20 protein-coding genes are annotated in these 21,195 nt (G+C 74.8%); 9 read left to right on the top strand and 11 right to left on the bottom strand.

The annotated features are described in order from the left end of the window. Positions 1 to 66: 66 nt before the first annotated feature. Positions 67 to 1,521 (bottom strand): MFS transporter, encoded by a 1,455-nt coding sequence (locus tag ACGH52_RS04500; RefSeq protein ID WP_210976913.1) that lies wholly within the window; start codon positions 1,519 to 1,521, stop codon positions 67 to 69. Between the two features lie 244 nt (positions 1,522 to 1,765). On the opposite strand from ACGH52_RS04500, the gene ACGH52_RS04495 reads away from it, so the two are divergent. The 4 genes from ACGH52_RS04495 to ACGH52_RS04480 all read left to right on the top strand — a co-directional run bounded on the left by ACGH52_RS04495 (position 1,766) and on the right by ACGH52_RS04480 (position 6,277). Beyond that, positions 1,766 to 2,422, top strand: coding sequence for a TetR/AcrR family transcriptional regulator (locus ACGH52_RS04495; RefSeq protein WP_059302967.1), 657 nt, complete (start codon positions 1,766 to 1,768; stop codon positions 2,420 to 2,422). 579 nt (positions 2,423 to 3,001) lie between these two features. After that, positions 3,002 to 3,382 carry a MauE/DoxX family redox-associated membrane protein gene (locus ACGH52_RS04490; RefSeq protein ID WP_076977600.1) on the top strand — a complete coding sequence of 127 codons (381 nt, stop codon included), beginning with the start codon at positions 3,002 to 3,004 and terminating at the stop codon, positions 3,380 to 3,382. After that, positions 3,379 to 3,846 carry a peroxiredoxin gene (locus ACGH52_RS04485; RefSeq protein WP_076977601.1) on the top strand — a complete coding sequence of 156 codons (468 nt, stop codon included), beginning with the start codon at positions 3,379 to 3,381 and terminating at the stop codon, positions 3,844 to 3,846. Before ACGH52_RS04490 ends, ACGH52_RS04485 begins: the two co-directional genes overlap by 4 nt. A 61-nt stretch (positions 3,847 to 3,907) precedes the next feature. Continuing rightward, positions 3,908 to 6,277: a SpoIIE family protein phosphatase gene (locus ACGH52_RS04480; protein WP_210976911.1), complete on the top strand. Its 2,370-nt coding sequence runs from the start codon at positions 3,908 to 3,910 to the stop codon at positions 6,275 to 6,277. A gap of 13 nt (positions 6,278 to 6,290) precedes the next feature. Here ACGH52_RS04480 and ACGH52_RS04475 read toward each other — a convergent pair whose 3' ends face one another. Both ACGH52_RS04475 and ACGH52_RS04470 read right to left on the bottom strand, forming a co-directional pair. Continuing rightward, a complete protein-coding gene (locus tag ACGH52_RS04475; protein WP_399946629.1) occupies positions 6,291 to 6,944 on the bottom strand; it encodes a DNA polymerase ligase N-terminal domain-containing protein in 654 nt (217 codons plus the stop codon). A gap of 72 nt (positions 6,945 to 7,016) precedes the next feature. After that, positions 7,017 to 7,847 carry an aldo/keto reductase gene (locus ACGH52_RS04470; RefSeq protein WP_121702207.1) on the bottom strand — a complete coding sequence of 277 codons (831 nt, stop codon included), beginning with the start codon at positions 7,845 to 7,847 and terminating at the stop codon, positions 7,017 to 7,019. 112 nt (positions 7,848 to 7,959) lie between these two features. Here ACGH52_RS04470 and ACGH52_RS04465 point away from each other — a divergent pair, with 112 nt between their 5' ends. Beyond that, positions 7,960 to 8,934: a TauD/TfdA dioxygenase family protein gene (locus ACGH52_RS04465; protein WP_399937745.1), complete on the top strand. Its 975-nt coding sequence runs from the start codon at positions 7,960 to 7,962 to the stop codon at positions 8,932 to 8,934. A 33-nt stretch (positions 8,935 to 8,967) separates the two neighbouring features. Here ACGH52_RS04465 and ACGH52_RS04460 read toward each other — a convergent pair whose 3' ends face one another. The 3 genes from ACGH52_RS04460 to ACGH52_RS04450 form a co-directional block, all read right to left on the bottom strand. After that, positions 8,968 to 10,470 carry a metallophosphoesterase family protein gene (locus ACGH52_RS04460; protein ID WP_399937742.1) on the bottom strand — a complete coding sequence of 501 codons (1,503 nt, stop codon included), beginning with the start codon at positions 10,468 to 10,470 and terminating at the stop codon, positions 8,968 to 8,970. A gap of 91 nt (positions 10,471 to 10,561) precedes the next feature. Next, a complete protein-coding gene (locus ACGH52_RS04455; RefSeq protein ID WP_210976906.1) occupies positions 10,562 to 11,317 on the bottom strand; it encodes a dienelactone hydrolase family protein in 756 nt (251 codons plus the stop codon). A gap of 52 nt (positions 11,318 to 11,369) precedes the next feature. Beyond that, a complete protein-coding gene (locus tag ACGH52_RS04450; protein WP_059302929.1) occupies positions 11,370 to 11,990 on the bottom strand; it encodes an L-threonylcarbamoyladenylate synthase in 621 nt (206 codons plus the stop codon). A 151-nt stretch (positions 11,991 to 12,141) separates the two neighbouring features. Between ACGH52_RS04450 and ACGH52_RS04445 the strand changes: the two genes are divergently transcribed. Then, positions 12,142 to 13,674 (top strand): helix-turn-helix domain-containing protein, encoded by a 1,533-nt coding sequence (locus ACGH52_RS04445; RefSeq protein WP_121702216.1) that lies wholly within the window; start codon positions 12,142 to 12,144, stop codon positions 13,672 to 13,674. Between the two features lie 118 nt (positions 13,675 to 13,792). Here the strand turns inward: ACGH52_RS04445 and ACGH52_RS04440 are convergent, their stop codons facing one another. The 4 genes from ACGH52_RS04440 to ACGH52_RS04425 all read right to left on the bottom strand — a co-directional run bounded on the left by ACGH52_RS04440 (position 13,793) and on the right by ACGH52_RS04425 (position 17,318). Then, entirely contained in the window at positions 13,793 to 14,833 is a 1,041-nt protein-coding gene (locus ACGH52_RS04440; RefSeq protein WP_076977607.1) for an NAD(P)-dependent alcohol dehydrogenase, read from the bottom strand. A 45-nt stretch (positions 14,834 to 14,878) separates the two neighbouring features. Further along, entirely contained in the window at positions 14,879 to 15,667 is a 789-nt protein-coding gene (locus tag ACGH52_RS04435) for an SDR family NAD(P)-dependent oxidoreductase (protein ID WP_059302932.1), read from the bottom strand. A gap of 10 nt (positions 15,668 to 15,677) precedes the next feature. Continuing rightward, positions 15,678 to 16,346 (bottom strand): TetR/AcrR family transcriptional regulator, encoded by a 669-nt coding sequence (locus tag ACGH52_RS04430; protein ID WP_059302933.1) that lies wholly within the window; start codon positions 16,344 to 16,346, stop codon positions 15,678 to 15,680. 102 nt (positions 16,347 to 16,448) lie between these two features. Next, positions 16,449 to 17,318 (bottom strand): fructosamine kinase family protein, encoded by an 870-nt coding sequence (locus ACGH52_RS04425; RefSeq protein ID WP_399937736.1) that lies wholly within the window; start codon positions 17,316 to 17,318, stop codon positions 16,449 to 16,451. Between the two features lie 547 nt (positions 17,319 to 17,865). Between ACGH52_RS04425 and ACGH52_RS04420 the strand changes: the two genes are divergently transcribed. Both ACGH52_RS04420 and ACGH52_RS04415 read left to right on the top strand, forming a co-directional pair. Beyond that, a complete protein-coding gene (locus ACGH52_RS04420; protein ID WP_059302935.1) occupies positions 17,866 to 18,189 on the top strand; it encodes a hypothetical protein in 324 nt (107 codons plus the stop codon). Positions 18,190 to 18,275: 86 nt separating this feature from the next. After that, positions 18,276 to 19,043, top strand: coding sequence for a maleylpyruvate isomerase family mycothiol-dependent enzyme (locus ACGH52_RS04415; RefSeq protein ID WP_399937733.1), 768 nt, complete (start codon positions 18,276 to 18,278; stop codon positions 19,041 to 19,043). Between the two features lie 33 nt (positions 19,044 to 19,076). Here ACGH52_RS04415 and ACGH52_RS04410 read toward each other — a convergent pair whose 3' ends face one another. Then, positions 19,077 to 20,369, bottom strand: coding sequence for an SLC13 family permease (locus tag ACGH52_RS04410; protein WP_399937730.1), 1,293 nt, complete (start codon positions 20,367 to 20,369; stop codon positions 19,077 to 19,079). A 279-nt stretch (positions 20,370 to 20,648) separates the two neighbouring features. Here ACGH52_RS04410 and ACGH52_RS04405 point away from each other — a divergent pair, with 279 nt between their 5' ends. Beyond that, positions 20,649 to 21,176 carry a hypothetical protein gene (locus ACGH52_RS04405; RefSeq protein ID WP_399937728.1) on the top strand — a complete coding sequence of 176 codons (528 nt, stop codon included), beginning with the start codon at positions 20,649 to 20,651 and terminating at the stop codon, positions 21,174 to 21,176. The last annotated feature ends 19 nt before the right edge of the window (positions 21,177 to 21,195 follow it).

The following is a 21,195-nucleotide window of genomic DNA, read 5'->3' as shown; positions in this document are numbered from 1 at the left end:
CACGCGCGCCGCCCGCCAGGTTCGCCTGAACGGCGCCGGTCCCGGGCGGGACCGGCGCCCTCGGGGTCAGCGCACGGAGGCGGGCTCCGTCGCGGCGCCGTCCGTCGGTGCCGGGCCCGCCACCGGGTCGGCCGGACGGTGGCGGGGGATGAAGGACGCGATGGCGGCGGCCAGCAGCGCCGCGCCGGCGCCGATGGCCATGACCACCTTGAACGCGTTCTCGGACGGGAGGGCGAAGCCGCCGAGGTCGATCGTCAGCTGGGCCAGGATCACACCGGCGATGGCACTGGCGACCGAGGTGCCCAGGGACCGCATCAGGGTGTTGAGGCTGTTGGCGGCGGCCGTCTCGCTCGGCGGCACCGCGCCCATGATCAGCGACGGCATGGCGCCGTAGGCGAAGCCGATGCCCGCGCTGATCACGCAGGAGACCAGCACCAGGTGCCAGACCTCGGCCATCAGCACGATGTTCAGGCCGTAGCCGGCCGCCACGATCAGGGCGCCGATCATCAGCGTCACCTTCGGCCCCCTGGACCCCGAGACCTTCGCGGAGACCGGGGCGAACGCCATCATCACCAGACCGGACGGAGCCATCACCAGACCCGTGGTCAGCAGGGAGCGGCCGAGCCCGTAACCGGTGGCCTCGGGCAACTGCAGCAGCTGCGGAAGGACCAGGGACATCGCGAACATCGAGAAGCCGATGGCGATGGATGCCAGGTTGGTGAAGAGCACCTGGCGGCGGGCGGTGGTGCGCAGGTCCACCAGGGGCTCCGGGGTGTGCAGCTCCCACCAGCCCCAGACCAGGAGGATCACCACGGCCGCGACGAACAGGCCGAGGGTGGTGGCCGAGGTCCAGCCCCAGTCGCCGCCCTTGGAGATGGCCAGCAGCAGGCTCGCGAGACCGGCGGCCATGCCGATGCCGCCGAGCAGGTCGAACCGGCCGCCGGTGCGCACCGCCGACTCGGGCACCAGCGTCAGCACCAGCACCAGGGAGACCGCACCGAGCGCGCCGGAGAGCCAGAAGAGCATGTGCCAGTCGAGCTTGTCCGCGATCAGCGCCGCCGCGGGCAGGCCGAGCGCGCCGCCCACCCCGAGGGAGGCGCTCATCACCGCGGTGGCACCGGCCAGCCGTTCGACCGGGAGTTCGTCGCGCATGATGCTGATGCCGAGCGGGATCACGGCGGCGGACAGGCCCTGCAGGGCGCGCCCGGCGACCATCGGGACCAGCGTGTCGCTCAGTCCGCAGACCGCCGAGCCCGCGATCAGCAGGACCAGGCTGAGCAGCAGCATCCGCCGCTTGCCGAACATGTCGCCGAGCCGGCCGACGACCGGCGTGGCCACCGCGGAGGCGAGCAGTGTGGCGGTCACCGCCCAGGCCGCGTCCGAGGCCGACGCGTCCAGGAGCTTCGGCAGCTCCGGGATGATCGGGATGACCAGGGTCTGCATCAGCGCGACGACGATCCCGGCCAGGGCCAGTACCGCCACCACGGCGTTCGGCCGTGGTGAGGCGGGGGAAGCGGGCATGGAGAAGCCTTTCGAGCAGTGGGTCTTGCGACGGGTGTGGAAACCGGAACGCGAGCCAATTAAGTCAGTCGCTTGAAGTATCGTACGGGGTGTCGCGGGCGAACGCCCGTCCGGGCCGGGCGGCGGTCCGGCGCCGCGGCGCCGTAGGCTTTCGTGACGACCCGCCGTACGTCGGCGGACCTGCGACGACTCGAGGGACTGGTCGTCGTGGGCGGCAAGGAGAAGTCCCGGCGCGGTGGTGAGCATGGCGGGCAGGGCGGTCCGGACGGAACAGGTCAGCGCGACCCGGCAGCTGATCCTGACCACCGCTGAGCGGCTGTTCGCCGAGCACGGGGTGTACGCGGTCTCCAACCGCCAGGTCAGCGAGGCCGCCGGGCAGGGCAACAACGCGGCGGTCGGCTACCACTTCGGCACGAAGACGGACCTGGTCCGGGCCATCGCGCAGCACCACTCGGGACGCGTCGAGGAACTGCGCGCCCGCCAGCTCGCCGCCCTCGGCGACTCGGCCGACCTGCGGGACTGGGTGGACTGCCTGGTCCGTCCCCAGTTCGACCACCTGGCGGCGCTGGGCAGTCCCACCTGGTACGCGCGGTTCTGCGCCCAGGTCATGACCGACCCCTCGCTGCGGCAGATCCTGACCGAGGAGTCCCGGGCCTCCGTCTCCCTGCGGGCGATCATCGAGGGGCGCAACCGGTGCATGCCCGCGCTGCCGGACGAGGTCCGCGCGGAGCGGGGCGACATGGCCCGCCACCTCATCGTGCACACCGCGGAGGAGCGCGAGCGGGCCCTGGCCGAGAACCGGCCCACCCCGCGGGCCAGCTGGCAGGACGCGGCCGACGGGCTGGTGGACGCGATTGTGGGCATGTGGCTGGCGCCCGTCACGCCCCGGGGCGGGGGATGACGGACGCCTGGTGACAGGCGCGACCAGCGGACGGGGCGGGTCCGTCCCTCGGTGCCCTGGGCGGCGCCGGCGCCCGGCCGCCCGGAGGTCCCGTCGCTCATCACACCCCGGTCGCACCGACCGGCACGCGGCACCCGGCGCCCGGCCGCCGGGCAGCGGATCGACGCGCACCGGCACGACGAGCACCGGATCGTCCACGCCGGGCCGGGGGGCGTGGCCGTCACCGCCCTGCCTGGGTTCGCGCCCGGGACGCGGGCCATCCGGATCGCGCGGCCTGCACTGCGCACTCCCATCGTGCCCACGGCCGCCGCCTCCGGGGCACGAGCCCCCGCAGCGGCAGCCGCTGCACCTGCCCACCCCTGCCGACCCCCGGCCGACCGCGGGCCGCGCCCTCGTCCACGCCGATTTCGCGGAGACGCGCGCCGCCGCCACCGGCACCGTGGAACGCGCCCTCAGCCCGTTCTTCCGCCGCGCGTGCGACCGCACGTGCGGCACCCCCGACCACCGGACACGAACCGTTCACCACCCGGTCCTTACCGTCGAGTAATATCGCGCGGCAGGCCCCCCTGAGGAGGAACCGTGTCACGGTCCGAACGCTCACCCCTGCTGCTCGCCGGCCTCCTGGCCACCGCGGGCGTCGCCCATTTCGCCCAGCCCCGCACCTTCGACGCGATCGTGCCGCGCTCTCTGCCGGGCACCCCCCGGGCGTGGACGTACGCCAGCGGCGTCGCCGAAGTCGCGCTGGCCGCCGGACTCGCCGTGCCGCGCACCCGCAAGGCCGCCGCGCTGACCGCCGCCGCCTTCTTCGTCGGGGTGTTCCCCGCCAACGTCAAGATGGCCTGGGACTGGCGGCACCGCCCCGCCCCGCAGAAGGCCGCCGCCCTCGGACGGCTGCCCGTGCAGGTGCCGCTCGTGCTGTGGGCCCGCGCCGTCGCCCAGGGCAGCGGGGGCCGGTCATGAGCGCGCTCCCCGCCGTGGGCGACACCGTCGAGGACTTCACGCTGCCGGACGAGACCGGCACCCCGCGCCGCCTGTCCGAACTGCTCGCCGACGGCCCGGTCGTCCTGTTCTTCTACCCCGCGGCCCTGACCACCGGCTGCACCGCGGAGGCCTGCCACTTCCGCGACCTCGCCGCCGAGTTCGCCGCGGTCGGCGCCCGGCCCGTCGGCGTCAGCGGTGACCCCGTCGAACGCCAGCAGGAGTTCGCCGGGCGCCACACACTCGGCATGCCCCTGCTGTCCGACGCCGACGGCACGGTCCGGGAGCGGTTCGGGGTGAAGCGGGGCTTCAGCCTGGCTCCCACCAGACGGGTCACCTTCGTCATCGGGCAGGACCGCACCCTGCTGGAGGTCGTCCGCAGCGAACTCAGGATGAACACCCACGCCGACCGCGCCCTCGCCGCGCTACGCGCTCACCGTCGGTGACGGGGCCACCCGCGCCCCGCCCCGGTTGATACCGCATCGTCCTGGGATGATCCTGGACGGCATGGAGGATTCCTCCGCCGCGATGACCGTCGACGCCCGCGGACTGGTGACGGGGTGGAGCGACGGCGCGCGGCGGCTCACCGGATACGCGGCCGAGGAGGCGGTGGGACGCCCCGCGCGGGACCTGCTCGCGCGAGACGCGCCCGCCCGCCCCCTGGCCCGCACCAGTCCGACCGGCACCGCCCTGTCCGGCAGCGTCCTGATCCGGCACCGGGACGGCCACCCGGTGAGCCTGCGGCTGACGGTCTGCCCGCTGCTGGGCGCCGACGGCGCACCGGACGGCTACCTGGCGACCGCCGAGGCCTCCGGCGGCCCGGCGCCCGCCCTGATCGACGACGCGGTGCGGCAGGCCTCCCTGTCCCTGTCCGTCCTCGACCCCGACCTGCGCTTCGTGCACGTCAACGACACCGCGTGCCGGATGCTGGGCAGATCCGCGGAGGAACTGGTCGGCCGCGGCCTGCCCGACACGCTGACCGACTTCGAGGGCGACGCGCGCAGCTTCCTGCACCACCTGCGGGTCGTCGCCGAACGGGGGCGGCCCGTCCAGTACGAGAGCTACTCGCCCGCGCCCGTCGGCAACCGCCCGCACGCCTGGACGGTGGAGATGTGGCCGGTCCACGACGCCTCCGGCACGCTCACCGCCGTCGCGATGGCGGCGCTGGAGAGCACCGAACAGCACCGGGCCCGGGAGCGGCTGGCCCTGCTGAACGCGGCCGGAGCGGTCGGCAGCACCCTCGACGTGGTCCGCACCGCCGAGGAACTGGTCGGGCTGCTCGTTCCCCGGTTCGCCGGTTTCGCCAGCGTCGACCTGCTCGACTGGGTGCTCGGCACCGACGAACCCCTCGCCGTGCCGCCCGAGACCGGCGAACTGCGCCGGGTGGCCCACGCCTCCGCCACCGAGGGCTTCCCCACCCCCGCCGTACACCTCGGCGGCCACGAGGTCCACCCGTCCGACAGCCCACCCGCCCGGGCGGTGCGGGAGGGCCGCGTCGTCCTCAGCGGCCCCGGCGACCCGGAGTTCGACCGGTGGATGCGCACCCGCGAGGCCGAGGCCCCGCACAACCGCCCGTTCCGCGAAGCCGTCTGCTCGACCCTGTCCGTCCCGCTGCGCGCCCGCGGCATCACCCTGGGCGTCGCGCTGGCCGCCCGGACCGCGCCCCGGGAGCCGTACGCCACGGAGGACGCCGTACTGGCCGAGGAACTGGTTTCCCGGGCCGCCGTCTCCGTGGACAACGCCCGCCGTTTCGCGCGCGAGCGCTCCACCGCCCTGGCGATCCAGCACAGCCTGCTCCCCAAGGGCCTGCCCGGACAGGCCGCGGTCGAGGTGGCCCACCGCTACCTGCCCTCCGCGTCCGCCGCGGGCATCGGCGGCGACTGGTTCGACGTCATCCCGCTCTCCGGCACCCGCGTCGGCCTCGTCGTCGGCGACGTCGTGGGCCACGGCATCCCGTCCACGGCGACCATGGGCCGCCTGTGCACGGCCGTGCGCACCCTCGCCGACGTCGATCTGCCCCCCGACGAACTCCTCACCCACCTCGACGACCTCGTCACCCACCTCGCGGCCGGGGACGCCCACGACGGCGCGGCGGAGATCGCGGAACTGGGCGCCACGTGCCTGTACGCCGTGTACGACCCCGTGTCCCGCCGCCTGGCACTCGCCGCCGCCGGTCACCCCGCGCCCGCCCTCCTCCTCCCCGACGGCACCGTCCGCCTCGTCGCCATGACGGCGGGGCCGCCGCTCGGCGTCGGCGGACTGCCCTTCGAGGCGACGGAGCTGGAACTGCCGGCAGGCTCCGTCGTCGCCCTCTACACCGACGGGCTGGTCGAGGACCGCGACCGCGACGTCGACCACGCCACCGCGGAACTGTGCCGGGCACTGGCCGCGCCCGCGACCTCGCTCGACGCGCTGTGCGACGGCGTGCTCAAGGCCGTGCTGCCCGAGGAGCCCGGCGACGACGTCGCGCTGCTGCTGGCCCGCACCCGGGCGCTGGGCGAGGACCGGGTGCGCACCTGGGACGTGCGCCCCGACCCGTCCGGAGTGGCGGCCACCCGGCGGTCCGTGAGCGAGCAGCTGACGGCGTGGGGGCTGGACGACACGGCCTTCGTCACCGAACTCGTCGTCAGCGAACTGGTCACCAACGCGATCCGGTACGGCGAGCCCCCCATCCAACTGCGCCTCATCCGCCACACCGCCCTGATCTGCGAGGTCTCCGACGCCAGCTCCACCTCGCCCCACCTGCGCCGCGCCCACGCCTTCGACGAGGGCGGCCGGGGACTGCTCCTGGTCGCCCAGCTCACCCAGCGCTGGGGCAGCCGCCAGACGGACACCGGCAAGACCATCTGGGCCGAACAGCAACTGCCCGCGGACTGAACCGCCCGGGCGCCTACCCCGGCCCGTCCTCCGCCGCCACCCGCGCCAGTGTGCGGCCGGTGCGCGCGGAGCGGGCCCGCCGGGGGTCCGGAGTCCCGTGCCCGCGTCCGCCGCCGGCCGTCTTCACCAGCAGCCACGCCGCGTCCTCACCGTCGCCGTCCGGGCCGCCCCGGAACCGGGTCAGCGCGTACTCGCCGCGCAGCTTCCCGCCGTGCAGCCGGAACCTGGCGTGCCCGTGCGCCAGCGACTCGGCGAAGTCGACCGGACGCCCCCGGCGGTCGTGGCTCAGCGGCTCGTAGGTGCCGCGGTCCCACACGATGACCGTGCCGCCCCCGTACTCACCCGCCGGGATCACGCCCTCGAACTCCTCGTACTCCAGCGGATGGTCCTCCGTAGGCACCGCGAGCCGCTTGTCGCGCGGGTTGGCCGACGGTCCCTTCGGCACCGACCAGGACTTCAGCACGTCGGCCACCTGCAGCCGGAAGTCGAAGTGCAGGGTGCTCGCGTCGTGGATCTGCACGACGAAGCGCGGCGCCCCGCCGTCGCCGGACGCCGCGCTCTCGTCGGCCGCGCCCTCGCCGGACGCGCCCGGTCCCGCGGGCTCCCCGGTCCGGCCGAAGTCCCGTTTGCCGTGGTAGGCCCGCAGGCCGTCGCCCTCGCCGTCCACCTGCCGCTCCTCCCGGACAGTTCCTCGAACCACGCTTCCCCGAAGCTCGCCGACCCGGGCCGGGTACCCCGCTCAGAACTCCTCGTGCACCTCCGGGTCGCCGCCGATCCGCCGGTGCGGACGGTCCGCCACCGCGCGCATCTGGGCGGCGTCCAGCTCGAAGCCGAAGACGTCCAGGTTCGCCCGCTGCCGCGCCGGGTCGGCGGACTTCGGGATCGGCACCGCGCCCAGCTGGGTGTGCCAGCGCAGGACCGCCTGGGCGGGCGTCACACCGTGCGCCTCGGCGACCGCGGCGACGGCGGGATCGTCCAGCAGGTCGCTGCCCCGGCCCAGCGGGCTCCAGCTCTCGGTCCTGATGCCCTTGCGCTCGTGGAAGGCGCGCAGCTCGTCCTGCGGGAGGAGCGGGTGCAGCTCGATCTGGTTGACGGACGGCAGGACACCCGTCTCCTTCTCCAGCCGCTCGATGTGCTCCGCCGTGAAGTTGGAGACGCCCACCGAACGCACGAGACCGTCCTCGCGCAGCTTGACCATGGCCTTCCAGGAGTCGACGTACTTGTCCACGCGCGGCAGCGGCCAGTGGATCAGGTACAGGTCGACGTACTCCACCCCGAGGCGGGCGCGGGACTCCTCGAAGGAGGCGAGCGTCTCCTCGTAGCCGTGGTGGCGGCCGGGCAGCTTGGTCGTCACCACGATCTCCTCGCGAGGGAGACCGGCGGAGGCGATCCCGCGGCCGACGCCGGTCTCGTTGCGGTAGTTCGTCGCCGTGTCGATCAGGCGGTACCCCGCCCGCAGGGCCTCGCGGACCGCCCGCTCGGCCTCGTCGTCCGTCATCGGCCAGGTGCCCAGGCCCAAGGCGGGGAGCGTGCTGCCGTCGTTGAGCGTGTACGCCGGGATGCTGATCACCGTGGGACCTTTCCTCGACTGTGCGCGGCGGTGTGCCGCCCGTCCAGCCTCGCCCACCGAAGGACCGGTGATCAACCGGACGGCGCGGCCGGGGTTCTGCCACGATCTGCGCATGACGACGGACAGCGCGAAGGACACGGCAACGGACCGGGCGACGGGAATCGAGGTGGAACCCGTCGCCGGGCACATCGGCGCCGAGATCCGCGGCGTCGACCTCGCGGCGGGCCTCGACGCCGCACAGGTCGCCGTGGTGCGGGCGGCGGTACTGCGCTGGAAGGTGGTGTTCTTCCGCGACCAGCGCCTCGACCACGCCGGACACGTCGGCTTCGCCCGCCTCTTCGGCGAGCCGGTCGTCCTGCCCCGGCGCGGCAAGGCCTCCCCGGCCGGTTTCCCGGAGATCGAGACGACCGCCGACCGGCTGGAGCTGGGTGGCCGGTTCGGGATGGAGCACGACGAGTGGCTGCGGCGCCGGCGGCACACGCTGCTGCGCGGCTGGCACTGCGACCACGGCGCCCGCGTCGACCCGCCGGCGGCTACGATCCTGCGCGCCGAGACGGTACCCCCGTACGGCGGCGACACCACCTGGGCGAACCTCGCCGCCGCCTACGCCGGGCTGTCCGCCCCGCTGCGCGCCTTCGTGGACACGCTGCGCGCCGAACACCGCCTCGGCGTCGGCTACCAGCCCCGGCCCGGCGACGACGCCTACGTCCGCCACCTCCTGGACCACCAGACCGCGACCGTGCACCCGCTGGTCCGCGTCCACCCGGAGACGGGGGAGCGGGTGCTGTTCGTCAACGGCTACTACGTGGAACAGATCACCGGGCTCTCCCGCCCCGAGAGCGCGGCGATCCTGGAACTCCTCGTCGAGCAGGCCACCCGCCCCGAGTACACCGTCCGCTTCCGCTGGGCACCCGGCAGCGTCGCCTTCTGGGACAACCGCGCCACCATCCACCTCGCCCCCGGCGACCACGCCCACCTCGACCACCCCAGGACCATGCACCGGGTGATGCTCACCGGCGACGTACCGGTGGGGGTCGACGGCACCCCGTCCGAGGCGGTCGTCGGCAGCGAGGCGGGCCGCTGGTGACAGGGGGCCCCGAGGAGGCGGGCCGGGCGCCGGTCACACCAGCGGGATCGTCACCTCGTCCTCCACCGGCGGATCCTCCTCCTGCGCCCGGTTGCCGGTGGCGGCGTAGCAGCGCAGCGTCACCGCCTCCGGCGTCACGTCCAGGCGCAGGAAGCACTTGAAGAAGGGCGGGCTGTAGGTCGCCGAACCCGGCGAGAACACCGACGTGTAGATCTTGCGCACGGGCAGCCGGAACCGCTTGCGGCGCTCGGGCCGCCGCGCGGTGCCGAGCAGCCCGGCCACCAGCCGGGTGCGCCATGTGACCCGCGCGCCCTCGCCCGGGGCGCGGCCGGTGCGGATGCCGAGGCGTTCGGCGATCACGGCCGTCGCCTCGGCCTCCGTGAGGGTGAACAGACGCCGCAGCCGCAGTCGGCGGCCGTACAGCGCGCTGTAGAAGGCGAGCGAGTCACCGCGCAGCGGATACGAGCGGAAGTCGTCCTCGGTGACACCGGCCACCGAGACGCGCGGGATGGTGTGGCTGGCGTGCATGAACGCGCCGCCGCCGCCCGCCACCACGTACTGCACGGTGCGGCCGTCCACGTCGACCGGGTAGCGCTGGTAGTTGTGGATGTCGCCGCCGATGGCCGCGACATAGCGGTGGGCGGGGTCGCGCACGATGTCGTCGACGGTGCCGCCGCCCTCGATGGCGCACGGGTGGTGCTCGCCGTCCACGTACAGGGGTGAGCCGGTGACCAGGATCTTCGGCCGGTCCCCCGCCGACACCTCGCGCAGCCAGGCGCCCTGCTCGGCGTCGACGGTGCCCAGCAGGCCCGTGTCGATGCCGACGATCCGCACCGGACCGGCGTCGACGGCCCAGTACGGTCCGGGCTGGACGGCCTGCTGGGCGGGGTCCGCGCGCAGCTTGCGCGCCTCGTCCAGGTGCCTGCCGTCGTCCGGGCGCGGCCGGTGCCACAACAGGGACCGCAGCCACGCGGGGGTCAACGGGCGCGGCCGCGGTTCCGGCGGCAGGGGCGGGGCGTCGTCGCAGAAGACGCGCATGAAACCGCCGAGGTCCTCGTACCAGTCGTGGTTGCCCGGTATCGCGTATATGGGCGCCCGGTAGTCGCGGTAGGGGCGGAAGAACTTCGTGCCGTAGTCGTCGGCGCTGCCCACCGGGTAGATCACATCGCTGGCGAGGACCGCGAACCGGGTGTCCCCGCCCGCCTTCAACAACCCCGGCACGACGGCGTACTGGGGGTCGTCGCCCTCGCCCGTGTCACCGATGACGAGGAAGGAGAACCGGTCGGGGTCGTCGCGCCGGATCACCTTGTCGGCCGGTGCCCCGGCCGCCACGCGCCGCGCCACCCAGCGGGAGCGGGTGTGGCCCGTGGGATCACCGAACCAGGAGGCCAGCACGCCGTTGCGGGCGGCCCACAGCGTGCTCGGGTTCAGCCAGGACAGCTTCTCGGTGCGCGGGGGCATGAGCGCTCGGTAGGCGCCGGGCTCGGCGGAGCCCCAGCCGGCGCCTTCGGCGGAATCGCGTGAGGAGTTGGACACCCGGGCACGGTAACAACGGCCGGACCGGGGGCCGGAGAGGGGTGGGCCCGCCAACTCCGGCCCGCCGGTGGCCGTTTCACACTGACCGGCGTCAGAACGTCCGCTTCAGGAGGTCGAGCAGCGCGTCCCAGTGGCGTTCCGCCGCCTGCTCGTCGTACGCGGAGGTGTCGACCTGGGTGTAGCCGTGGAGCGCTCCCGCGTAGACCTCGCAGCGGTGGGTCACGCCCGCCGCGGTGAGGGCCGCTGCCAGCCGCTCCTGCTGCTCGGCGGGCATGCCCGGGTCCCGGTCCGCGTGGGCGAAGTACGCCTCGGCGGTGATGTCCCCGGCCACCAGGTGCGGGCTGCGCGGACCGTCCGTCGCCAGGTTCCCGCCGTGGAACCCGGCCACCGCGGCGACCCGGTCGGGGTAGGTGCCGGCGGTGCGCAGCGCGAGCCCGGCGCCCATGCAGTAGCCGGTCACCGCGACCGGTCCGTCGGCCGTTTGCGGCGTCCGGGCCAGCCACTCCAGGTAGGCGCGCGCGTCCCGCATCGCCCTGTCCGGGGTCAACGCCTTCCTGAACGGGTCGAGCCGCCGGAAGATCTCCGGCCGTTCCTCCGGGCCGATGAACCCGGGCAGCTCCACGACGGGCGCCCGACCGCCGCGGTAGAAGACGTTCGGCACCAGGACGGTGTACCCGGCGGCGGCCAGCCGGTCCGCCATGGCGCGCAGGGACGGGCGCAGCCCGAAGGCGTCCATGTACAGCAGGACCGCGGGACGCGGTACCCCGTCGGCCGGGTGGGTCAGATAGGCATCGGCGGTGCCGTCGTCGGTGGGGATGTCGACGGCTGTTCCCGCTGGGGCGGTCATGGTGGGGCGGGCCTCTCTCTCGGCTTCTGCGGTCGGGCGGGGGGACGCCTCGCTACTCGAACCGGGTCGTGTCGCCCGCGCCGCGCCGGACGATCTCCGCCTCGCCGCCGGAGAAGTCGACGACCGTGGTCGGCTCGGTGCCGCAGTCCCCGGAGTCGACGACCGCGTCCAGCACATGGTCGAGCCGGTCCTTGATCTCCCAGCCCTGGGTCATCGGCTCCTCCTCGTCGGGCAGCAACAGCGTGCTGGACAGCAGCGGTTCACCGAGTTCGGTCAGGAGGGCCTGGGTGACGACGTGGTCGGGGATGCGCACGCCCACGGTCTTCTTCTTGGGGTGCTGGAGCGCCCGCGGCACCTCCCGCGTCGCGGGCAGGATGAAGGTGTAGCTGCCGGGCGTCGACGCCTTGATCGCCCGGAACACGTCGTTGTCGATCTGCACGAACTGCCCGAGCTGCGCGAAGTCCTGGCAGACCAGGGTGAAGTGGTGCCGGTTGTCCAGGTGGCGGATCGACCGGATGCGGTCGATGCCGTCGCGGCTGCCCAGCCGGCAGCCCAGGGCGTAGCAGGAGTCCGTCGGGTACGCGATCAGCGCGCCGGAGCGGACGCTGTCGGCGACCTGGGCGATGCTGCGCGGCTGGGGGTTGTCGGGGTGCACGTCGAAGTACTTCGCCATTCACCGAGCTTATGCCCGCGCGCCCGCACCGGCCGACAGGCCCGGCGCGGTCCCGTCGCCGACGCCGGAGGGGACCCGTACACGGAGCCATGAGGTAACGTCCCCGGCCTGGGCCGGGGACGAAGTGGGGCGAGGCGAGGAGAAGGCCGACGTGGCGGGCCGAGAGGACGGCGGACGACAGCGGACCTCCGGGGCCGGTGAGCACGCGGGATGGGCGCGGGAACTGCTCGAACACCTGCGGCCGGCCGGACGCGACCTGAACCGGGTCGTGGCCTGGCTCGCGGGCACCGCGCACGCGACCGTCTCGCTGCAGGACGGCACCGGCCGGCTGCTGGCCGGGACCCGCGTCCCACTGGACGAGGACCTGGTCGCCGACGTCACCTCGGGCCGGCTCGCGTCCGCCGCGCTGGAGGACCGCGGCCGCCATCTGCGGCTCGTGCGCGTGGATCGGCCCCAGCCGGCGCCCGCGGCCGTCCTCGCGGTGGCCCGCGCCGTGCCGTTCGACCGGCGGGTCTCCGACATCGTCACGCACACCGCCCAGGTACTGGAGCTGCTGCTGGCGGGCCACGAGTCGACCGTCGCCGGTCACCGGCTGCGGCGGGCCACCTCCGACCTGCGCCTGGCCATTCTGCAACTGCTGATGGTGGAGGACACCGTCTCGGCCCGCCGGGTGGCCGCCGGACTCTGGCCCGGACTCCTCGACACCGACACGGCGTGCGTGTACGTCGTGGAGAGCAGCCCCGCCGAACGGGACCGGCTCGCCGAGGAGTGCCTGGCGGCGACGGGGGAGCGGGCGCTGGTCGTGAGGTGCCCGGCGGTGGACGGTCACGTCATCGTGCTCGCCCCGCGCGACACGGCCGGGCAGGAGCTGCGTTCGCTGGTCGGCCGCCGCCCCGGCGTGTACCTCGGCGGCAGCGCCCGGCAGGGCCTCGCCCGCACCGCGGCCGCCTACGGACAGGCCGTCAGCGCCCTGGCCGTGGCCCGGTTCCGCCCTCAGAAGGCGGCCCTGTACGCCGAGCGGACCCGCCCCGAGCGGCTGATGGACCCGGCGCGGCTGCACGACTGGACGGCCCAGGTGCTGAGCCCGCTGGACCGCCTGTCGCACCACACGCGGGCCGAGCTGCTCGCCACCACCCGGCTCGGCCTGGAGTTCACCGCCGTCAACACGGCGAAGGTGCTCGGCGTCAGCCGCAACACGGTCCGTGCCCGCATGGACCGGGTCGAGTCGCTGCTGCGCACGGACTTCGACGACCTGACCGTCCGGGCCGCCGTCCACCTGGCCCTGAACGCCCAGGTGGGCCTCGCCGAACCCCCGCCGGGCGCCGGGGCACGGGGAGCCGGTGCCGCCCGGCTCACCGACCTGCTGTCCGGGCCCGCGCTGCGCACCTGGGCCGTCGACCTGCTCGGGCGCCTCGACCCGGACGGCCGGGACCTGCGGCGCAGTCTGCGCACCTGGATCGCCGTGGGCGGCAACGCCGAGCGTGCCGCCCAGAAGCTCGGCATGCACGCGCAGACCGTCCGCGAGCACGTCCGCAGCGCCGAGCCGGTCCTCGAACGCCAGCTGCTGGCGGCCGGCAGCGACCTGTACGAGGTCGTGCTGGCCCACCTGGCCGCCGGTGACCTCGACCAGCCGGTACTGCACGGGACGAAACCGGGTCATCCGGACTCACCTGTGCACGAGTGAGTCCTGAGGGCCCGGCAGCGGGCACCGGCACGATTCACAACGGCGGACCCGTCCACGTAGGTTCGACGCGACGGGGGCACGACCGGAACGGGGGACCGGTCGCGCCCCCTCGGTCCCGTCAGCCGTGGGGCAGGATCACCGCGCGGCCGTTGACCTTGCCCTCGTGCAGCCGCTCGTAGGCGAGCGGGGCGTCGTCCAGGGAGTACGTCTCGGTGTGCACCGACACGGCACCCGAGCGGGCCAGGTTCAGCACCTCGATCAGCTCGCTGCGGCTGCCCCAGTACGGGGCGTTGACCGACACCTCGAACGGCAGCACGCCGAACCCGACGGGCAGCGAACCGCCACCGATGCCGACCAGGGTGACATCGCCCTCGACGGCCGCGACGGCTCCGGCGGTCTTCACGGTGGGCGCCACGCCGACGAAGTCGAACACGGCCTCGGCGCCCAGCCCTCCGGTGATCTCGCGCACCGCGTCCGCGGCCTTCGCGTCCGACAGCACCGCCTCGTGCGCGCCCACCGCACGGGCGAGGCGCAGCTTCTCCTCGCTGACGTCCAGGGCGACCACCCGGGCGGACGTCAGGGCGCGCAGCAACTGGATGGCGACGTGGCCGAGACCACCGGTGCCGATGACCACGGCGGTCGAACCGGGCACCAGCTTGGGCAGCGACCGCTTGATCGCGTGGTACGGCGTCAGCCCGGCGTCGGTGAGCGGCACCGCCGCGACCGGGTCGAGCCCGTCCAGCGGGACCAGGTGCCGGGGGTCGTCGATCAGCAGGTACTCGGCCATGGAGCCCGGGCGCCCGAGTCCCGGCGGGCGGATGCCCAGCTCGTCGGCGCGCAGGCAGTAGTTCTCCTTGCCCTCGGCGCACTTGGCGCAGGCGCCGCAGCCCCAGGGACCGTACACGGCGACCGCGTCGCCCTCGGCGAGCCCGGTCACCCCGGCGCCGAGCGCGGCCACGGTGCCGACGCCCTCGTGGCCGAGGGTGAGCGGCAGCTCGTACGGGAAGCCCTCGGCGGGCCAGCTCATCACCGCGATGTCGGAGTGGCAGACCCCGGCCGCGGTCACCTTCAACAGCACCTGTCCGGGGCCCGGTTCCGGGTCCGGGACCGTGACGACCTCGGGCGCGGCGCCGATGGTGCGGTACTGCAGTGCCTTCATGATCGAACTCCTTTGTTCTCTCCCCCCGGGTCAGGTGAGTGCCGGTCAGACGGCGGTGTAGGCGCCGTCGACCAGGTGGTAGCTGCCGGCGACGAAGGAGGCGCGGTCCGACAGCAGGAAGGCGATCAGCTCGGCGACCTCCTCGGCGCGTCCGAGGCGACCGGCGGGGTGCAGGGCGACCAGGCCGTTGTAGGCGGCCTCGTCCATGGTCTTCAGCAGCGGGGTGTCGATGAAGCCCGGGCCGACCGCGTTGATCCGGATGCCCCGGGCGGCGTACTCGGCGGCGGCCGCCTTGGTCAGCCCGACCACGCCGTGCTTGGCGGCGACGTAGGCGGGGGAACCGGCGAAGCCGACCGAGCCGAGGATGGAGGCGACATTGACGATGGCGCCGCCCCGGCCGGCCGCCTCGATGGCGGGCAGTTCGTAGCGCATCGAGTAGAAGACGCCGTCGAGGTTGGTGTGCACGACGCGCTGGTAGGCCTCCACGTCGTACTCGCCGGTCGGGGCGCTGGGGCCGCCGATACCGGCGTTGTTGACCGCGAGGTCCAGCGAGCCGTACGTGTCGACGGCGAAGGCGACGGCCGCCTCGACGGACTCCGGACGGGTGACGTCCACCTCGACGGCGGCGGCCTCGACGCCCTCGGCCCGCAGGTCGGCGGCGGCCTTCTCGGCGCCCTCGGCGTTGTAGTCGGCGACGACGACCCGGGCGCCGGCGGCGCCGAGCCGGCGGGCGGTGGCCAGGCCGATGCCGGAGGCGGCGCCGGTGACGAGGGCGGTCCGTCCGCCGAACTCGGTGGCGTGGGCGGGGGTGGGGGTGGTGCCGGTGGTGCTCATGGTGCTGTTCTCACTCTTCGGTGGTGGTGCTGTCGGGGGTCGCGGACGCGGCCTCCGAGGTCAGGGCGTCGTAGGCCTGCTCCACGAGGGCGGCGAGGTCCGCGGCTCCCGAGTCCCGCTCGCCGCCGCGCGCCCACAGGCGCAGGGCGGCGATCAGGACCCCGGCGGCGGCGTCGACGACGGCGGCCGGGCGCACGTCCCGGGCGTCGTCGCTGCCGAGCCGGGCGGCGACGATGCGGATCGACTCCTCCTGGGCGTCGACCCGGATGCGCTGGTAGGCGGCGAACAGTTCGGGCTCGGTGTCGGCCAGGGCCAGCAGGCGGCGCATCCGCGGACGCACGTGCCACGCCGGGTCCTCCCGGTCGGCCAGCCAGGCCCGCACGGCCCTGCGATAGGCCAGCAGGGGTGGCTCCTCGGCGGGGCGGGACCGCAGCAGCGCGTTGATCCGGTCCCCGTCCCGGCGGACGAAGTCGAGCGCGGCGTCCTCCTTCCCGGCGAAGTGCCGGGAGAACGTGCGGCGCGTGACGTCCGCGCGCTCGGCGATCGCCTCCACGGTGGTCGCCGCCGATCCGCGCTCCAGGATGAGGTCGCAGGCGGCGGTGGCCAGCGCGTCGCGGGTCCGGCGCGCCTTGCGCTGCCGCCGGTCCTCGGAGGCGGGAGAGGGCTTCGTTGCCGTCATGCCTCCGAGGGTACACCTGGAAATGTCCCAGTGGGACATGTGACTCGGTGGGACATGTGACTCGGTAGGACATTGACTCTGCGGGACATCGAGCGGGGTCGTTCATCCGAGGTGCCGCAGCGCCGTCCGGGCCGCCGCGAGGGCCTGCTCGGCGTAGCCGCGGCCGAACAGCACGGCGTGCACGAGCAGCGGGAAGAGCTGGTGCACGCCGACGCGGCCGGTCCAGCCGTCGGCGAGCGGCGCGGTCTCCTCGTAACCGGCCAGGATCCGCTCCAGGTGCGGACAGCCGAAGAGGCGCAGCATCGCCAGGTCGGTCTCCCGGTGCCCGCCGTGCGCGGCCGGGTCGATCAGATGGACGTGCCCGTCGGCGCCCCACAGCACATTGCCGTTCCACAGGTCCCCGTGCAGCCGGGCGGGCGGCTCGGCGGGCCCCGCCAGCTCCGGCAGCCGCGCGCAGACCCGCTCGACGTCGGCCGCCTCGGCCGCCCGGAGGGTTCCGGCGTCGACCGCGAGGCGCAGATACGGCAGCACGCGGTGCGCGGCGTACCAGCGGGGCCAGTCGTCCCCGGCGACGTTGCGCATCGGGGCCCGCCCGATGTAGGCCTCCTCGGGCCCGCCGGGCGGCGCGGCCCCGAACGCCGGTGCCCCGGCGGCGTGCAGCCCGGCCAGGTCCCGCCCGAACCGGACCGCGGCCCCCGCACTCGCCGGCCCCTGTACCACCCGGTCGGTGACCAGCCCGCGCTCGTCCACGCCGTGCACCGCGGGGATCCGCACCGTCCCCGCCCCGGCCAGCCAGCGCAGCCCCGCGGCCTCGGCCCGCGCCGCACCGGGTCCGTCCGCGAACTTGACCACCACGGTGCGCCCGTCGTCGAGCCCGACCTCGGTGAGCCCCCCGGACAACGGCCGCTCATCGACCACCCCCCGCCCGGTGAACCGCGCCGCGACGACCGAGGACGAGCTGACGCCACACATACCCACGAGCCTAGGCGGCGTCGTTTGGTTCTTGCCGGGGGGCGCGGGGCCTGGCACGCACATCTGCGGCGTTGTCGTCGGTTGCCAACTCCCCCACGCTCGACTGCGCTCGTGCGGGAGGGGCCCCCATCGCGTTGTCGCCCTCCTCCGCCTTGCAGCTGCACGCTCCCCCACGCTCGGCTTCGCTCGCGCGGGAGGGACCCCCATCGCCCCCGCTCGGGTCGGCAACAAGGCGCCGTCGACCGGACCCGGCCTGATCCAAACGACACCCCCTAGCTAGGCCCCCACCGCGCCCGAGCCCGGCCCACGCCGCGCCCGATCGTGACCCCACGACAACGGACGGGCGCGACCCCGCGCGGGGCGCGGTCACCGCGAAACCGGGGGTGTCGCGGTGGGCCGAGGCCGTGCTGGTCCTCGGTCGGGGTGTTGTTGTGGTCGTCCGGGCTCGCTGCGCCCGTGTCGGGTCTGCGGTGTGGCTGCCGCCGACCCGGTGAAATCCGCCGGGGGCGCCGATCGGACACCCCGGGGACGGGGGAGTAGTGGGACTATGACCAGTTCAGCGTTTCATCGCACCATCGTCCTGCCTGCCTCCGTGTGCCAGCAGGCCGCGCACCACCTGGAGCAGGCGGTGCACAAGGCCATCGACGGTGCCGCCACGCCGTGGCGCGCCTTCCGCGGGGCGGACGGCGACGACTTCGCCTTCTCCGTGCCGGTCGTCGAGCAGGCCGCGGGCTGTCTGCTGGTGCTGGCCGCCGAGAGCGCCCAGAGCCTGCGGCCCTCCGCGCTGCGCGCCCTGATCGCCGTCGCCCTGCACCTGCGGGACGCCGCCGAGGCGGTGCGCCGCCCCGCGGTCCCCAGCCCGGCGTGGTAGGCGCGGGCGGTGCGGGAGGGCGCGGGGGTACAGCGCGGGTGGAAAACACCGTGCCGCCGATCTGAACCTGTGTTTGGGTCGACGCCATGGAGTCCACCCGCCTGCTCGACTGCCTCGCGGCCGACCACGACCGGCTGCGGGCAGTCGTCGAGAGCCACGCCGACGCCCCGGTGCCGACCTGCCCCGGCTGGACGGTCGCCGACCTGACCCGCCACGTCGGCGAGGTCTACCTGCACAAGACCGCCGCCATGCGCGACGGCGCGGAACCCGAACCCTGGCCGCCGAAGGAGTTCGCCGAGGTGGCGCCGACGGCGCTGCTCGACCGGGGCTACACCGCGCTGCGCGCCGAGTTCGCCACCCGCGCCCCCGAGGACCCGGCCGGCACCTGGTACGGCCCCGACCAGAGCGTCGGCTTCTGGATCCGGCGGATGGCGCAGGAGACCGTCGTCCACCGCATCGACGCCGAACTCGCCACCGGACGGCCCGTCACCGCCGTACCGGACGACCTCGCCGTGGACGGCGTCGACGAACTGCTCAAGGTCTTCACCGCGTACGCCGTGGCCGAGTGGGGCGACTACTTCACCGAGATCCTGGGCGGCTCGCCGGGCCGTACGGTCCTGGTGCGCGCGGGCGACGACGCGGCATGGCGGGTGCGGACCGATCCGGGGGAGTTCACCGTCACGGACGGCGCGGGCGACGGCACGGCCGACGTGACGCTGAGCGGCTCCCCGCAGGACGTGCTGCGGTCGCTGTGGAACCGGGCGGGCGCCGACGGGGACCGCGGTGTGGCCGTCGCGGGTGACCCCCTGGCCCTGGCGGAGCTGAGGCGCTGCCTCGTCGTGGCGACCCAGTGAGCGGACCTCCGGCGCCCGGCGGCGTCCCGGGCGTCAGGCGCCGACGAGGCGCAGCGCCGCCCACAGGGCCACCGTCGACGCGGCGACCGTGGCCGGCACGGTGAGCAGCCCCAGCGCGGTGAACCGGCCGAGCTCCACCTCGACCCCGTGCCGGTGCAGGATGCGCCGCCACAGCAGGGTTGCCAGCGAACCGACGTAGGTCAGGTTGGGGCCCAGGTTCACACCGATCAGTACGGCGAGGACCTGGCCCGGCCCGCCCGGCGCGGCCAGCGGAAGCAGGGCGAGTACGGCCGGCAGGTTGTTGACCAGGTTGGCCAGCACCGCGGCGACCGCCGCCACCCCGAGCAGCGCAGGCAGCGAGTCCCCGTCCGGCAGCAGCCGCCCGAGCCCGGCCGCCGGCGCGCCCGCCACCACCCCCTGCACCACGATGCCGAGGGCCAGGACGAACAGGCAGAACAGCGGCGCGGCGGCGCCCACCAGCTCCCGGGGCGTGACATGGCGCCGGGCCAGCGCCCGTACCCCGAGCACCAGCACACCGCCGAGCGCCGCCCAGGCGGGGTCCACCCCGGCCGGCGAGGCCACGGCGAACCCGGCCAGGGTCAGGGCCACGACGACCACGGTGAACCGCGGCACGGCAGGCGCGGGTGGCACGGCCACCGTCCCCGGCCCGTCCCCGGCGGCTCCGCCCGGCGTCTTCACGGCCGCGGACCCGGCGGACCCGGGAGCGACGGGCACCGGGCCGATCCGCGCGGGTGCCACGGACAGCGGCTCGGCCAGGTCGGCGCGGAAGAACCGGCGGAACACGGCGTACTCGACGGCGATCGCGGCCAGCCAGGGCAGCGCCATCAGCGCGGCGAACCGGATGAAGGACAGCCCACTGGCCGCGAACGCCAGCAGGTTGGTCAGATTGGAGACCGGCAGGAGCAGCGAGGCGGAGTTCGACAGGTGCGCCGTCGCGTACACGTGCGGGCGGGCCCGCGCACCGGCCCGGGACGCGGTGGCCAGGACCACGGGGGTGAGCAGGACCGCGGTGGCGTCCAGACTGAGCACCGCCGTCACCGCGCAGGCCAGGGCGAACACCCCGGTCAGCAGCCGCCGCGGGCTGCCCCCGCACCGTCGGGCCACGGCCGCGCCGACGGCCTCGAACAGACCCTCCTTCGCGCACAGGTACGCCAGCGTCAGCACCAGCGCGAGGAAGACCACGACCGGCAGCAGCGTACGGGTCTGCTCCCACGCCCGGTCCGGGGACACCATGCCGAACGCCACCACGAGCACGGCGGCCGGCACGGCGGCCACCGCCTCCGGCAGCCCCCGCGGGCGCAGCACCGCGAAGACCAGGACGCCCAGCAGCAGGACGAGGGGGACGGCCTCGGAGAGGACGGTGGTACTCAGGACTCCTCCACACCGGTGAGCCGGGCGGCAACCCGGTGATCGGCGAACGGGATACAGGGTCGCACCCCTGGGCGGGGACACGATCCGCGGTACGCGGTGTGGCCGAGGCCACGCCCCGGGCGGGAGCCGGGCCATGTTCCGCGCGGTGCGCCGCGGGCTACCGTTTCCACGGACCCCGAGTCCCCCACCTCGAGCAGTTCGGACGGCCCGGCAGTGCACACAGATCTCTCCCCCGTCATCGCGGCGACCGCGCAGTGGCTCACCCGCGCCTACCCGGCGTCCGGCGGCGCCCTGGCCGACGCCCTGTGCGAGGTGCAGGCCCGGCAGGCCGTGACGGTCGCGGCCCGGCTGCGCTACCGGACCCCGATGGACGTGGCTCTGCTGGGCGTGGCGGGCCCGGGCGGTTCCGCCCGGCTCGACTGGATCACCGGCGCCGACGGCGCCACGGCCGCCGACCCGGACGCGGACGCCTGGCGGACCTGGGTGGACGAGGTCGTCGCCAGCTGGGCGGCCTGCCTGCTGACCGATCCGGCGCTCGCCGAGCCGGCTGTCGCCGCGCTGGCCGAGGGCGGCCCGTCCGCCGGGACACCCGCGGAGTTCCGCCGCCTGCTCGCACCCGACGACGCCGACCGCCGGGCGGCGGCCCTGCTGCGCCACCCGGACCTCGTCGCCCCCGTCGCCGCCCTGCACCGCGCCGGGCTCATGACCCGGCTGGACCCGGGACAGGCACTCGTCGCCTGAGCGGCGCGGCCCGCCCGGG

It is taken from the genome of Streptomyces sp. BBFR25 (genome assembly GCF_044590125.1).
Taxonomy (GTDB): Bacteria; Actinomycetota; Actinomycetes; order Streptomycetales; family Streptomycetaceae; genus Streptomyces; species Streptomyces canus_D.
This window is presented reverse-complemented; position numbering and strand designations above follow the sequence as displayed.

What these genes read in the sequence shown, in the direction of transcription:
- ACGH52_RS04500 (WP_210976913.1), bottom strand. Translation starts at nt 1,521, where the DNA reads ATGCCCGCTTCCCCCGCCTCACCACGGCCGAACGCCGTGGTGGCGGTA.
- ACGH52_RS04495 (WP_059302967.1), top strand. Translation starts at nt 1,766, where the DNA reads ATGGCGGGCAGGGCGGTCCGGACGGAACAGGTCAGCGCGACCCGGCAG.
- ACGH52_RS04485 (WP_076977601.1), top strand. Translation starts at nt 3,379, where the DNA reads ATGAGCGCGCTCCCCGCCGTGGGCGACACCGTCGAGGACTTCACGCTG.
- ACGH52_RS04480 (WP_210976911.1), top strand. Translation starts at nt 3,908, where the DNA reads ATGGAGGATTCCTCCGCCGCGATGACCGTCGACGCCCGCGGACTGGTG.
- ACGH52_RS04465 (WP_399937745.1), top strand. Translation starts at nt 7,960, where the DNA reads ATGACGACGGACAGCGCGAAGGACACGGCAACGGACCGGGCGACGGGA.
- ACGH52_RS04455 (WP_210976906.1), bottom strand. Translation starts at nt 11,317, where the DNA reads ATGACCGCCCCAGCGGGAACAGCCGTCGACATCCCCACCGACGACGGC.
- ACGH52_RS04450 (WP_059302929.1), bottom strand. Translation starts at nt 11,990, where the DNA reads ATGGCGAAGTACTTCGACGTGCACCCCGACAACCCCCAGCCGCGCAGC.
- ACGH52_RS04440 (WP_076977607.1), bottom strand. Translation starts at nt 14,833, where the DNA reads ATGAAGGCACTGCAGTACCGCACCATCGGCGCCGCGCCCGAGGTCGTC.
- ACGH52_RS04435 (WP_059302932.1), bottom strand. Translation starts at nt 15,667, where the DNA reads ATGAGCACCACCGGCACCACCCCCACCCCCGCCCACGCCACCGAGTTC.
- ACGH52_RS04430 (WP_059302933.1), bottom strand. Translation starts at nt 16,346, where the DNA reads ATGACGGCAACGAAGCCCTCTCCCGCCTCCGAGGACCGGCGGCAGCGC.
- ACGH52_RS04425 (WP_399937736.1), bottom strand. Translation starts at nt 17,318, where the DNA reads ATGTGTGGCGTCAGCTCGTCCTCGGTCGTCGCGGCGCGGTTCACCGGG.
- ACGH52_RS04420 (WP_059302935.1), top strand. Translation starts at nt 17,866, where the DNA reads ATGACCAGTTCAGCGTTTCATCGCACCATCGTCCTGCCTGCCTCCGTG.
- ACGH52_RS04415 (WP_399937733.1), top strand. Translation starts at nt 18,276, where the DNA reads ATGGAGTCCACCCGCCTGCTCGACTGCCTCGCGGCCGACCACGACCGG.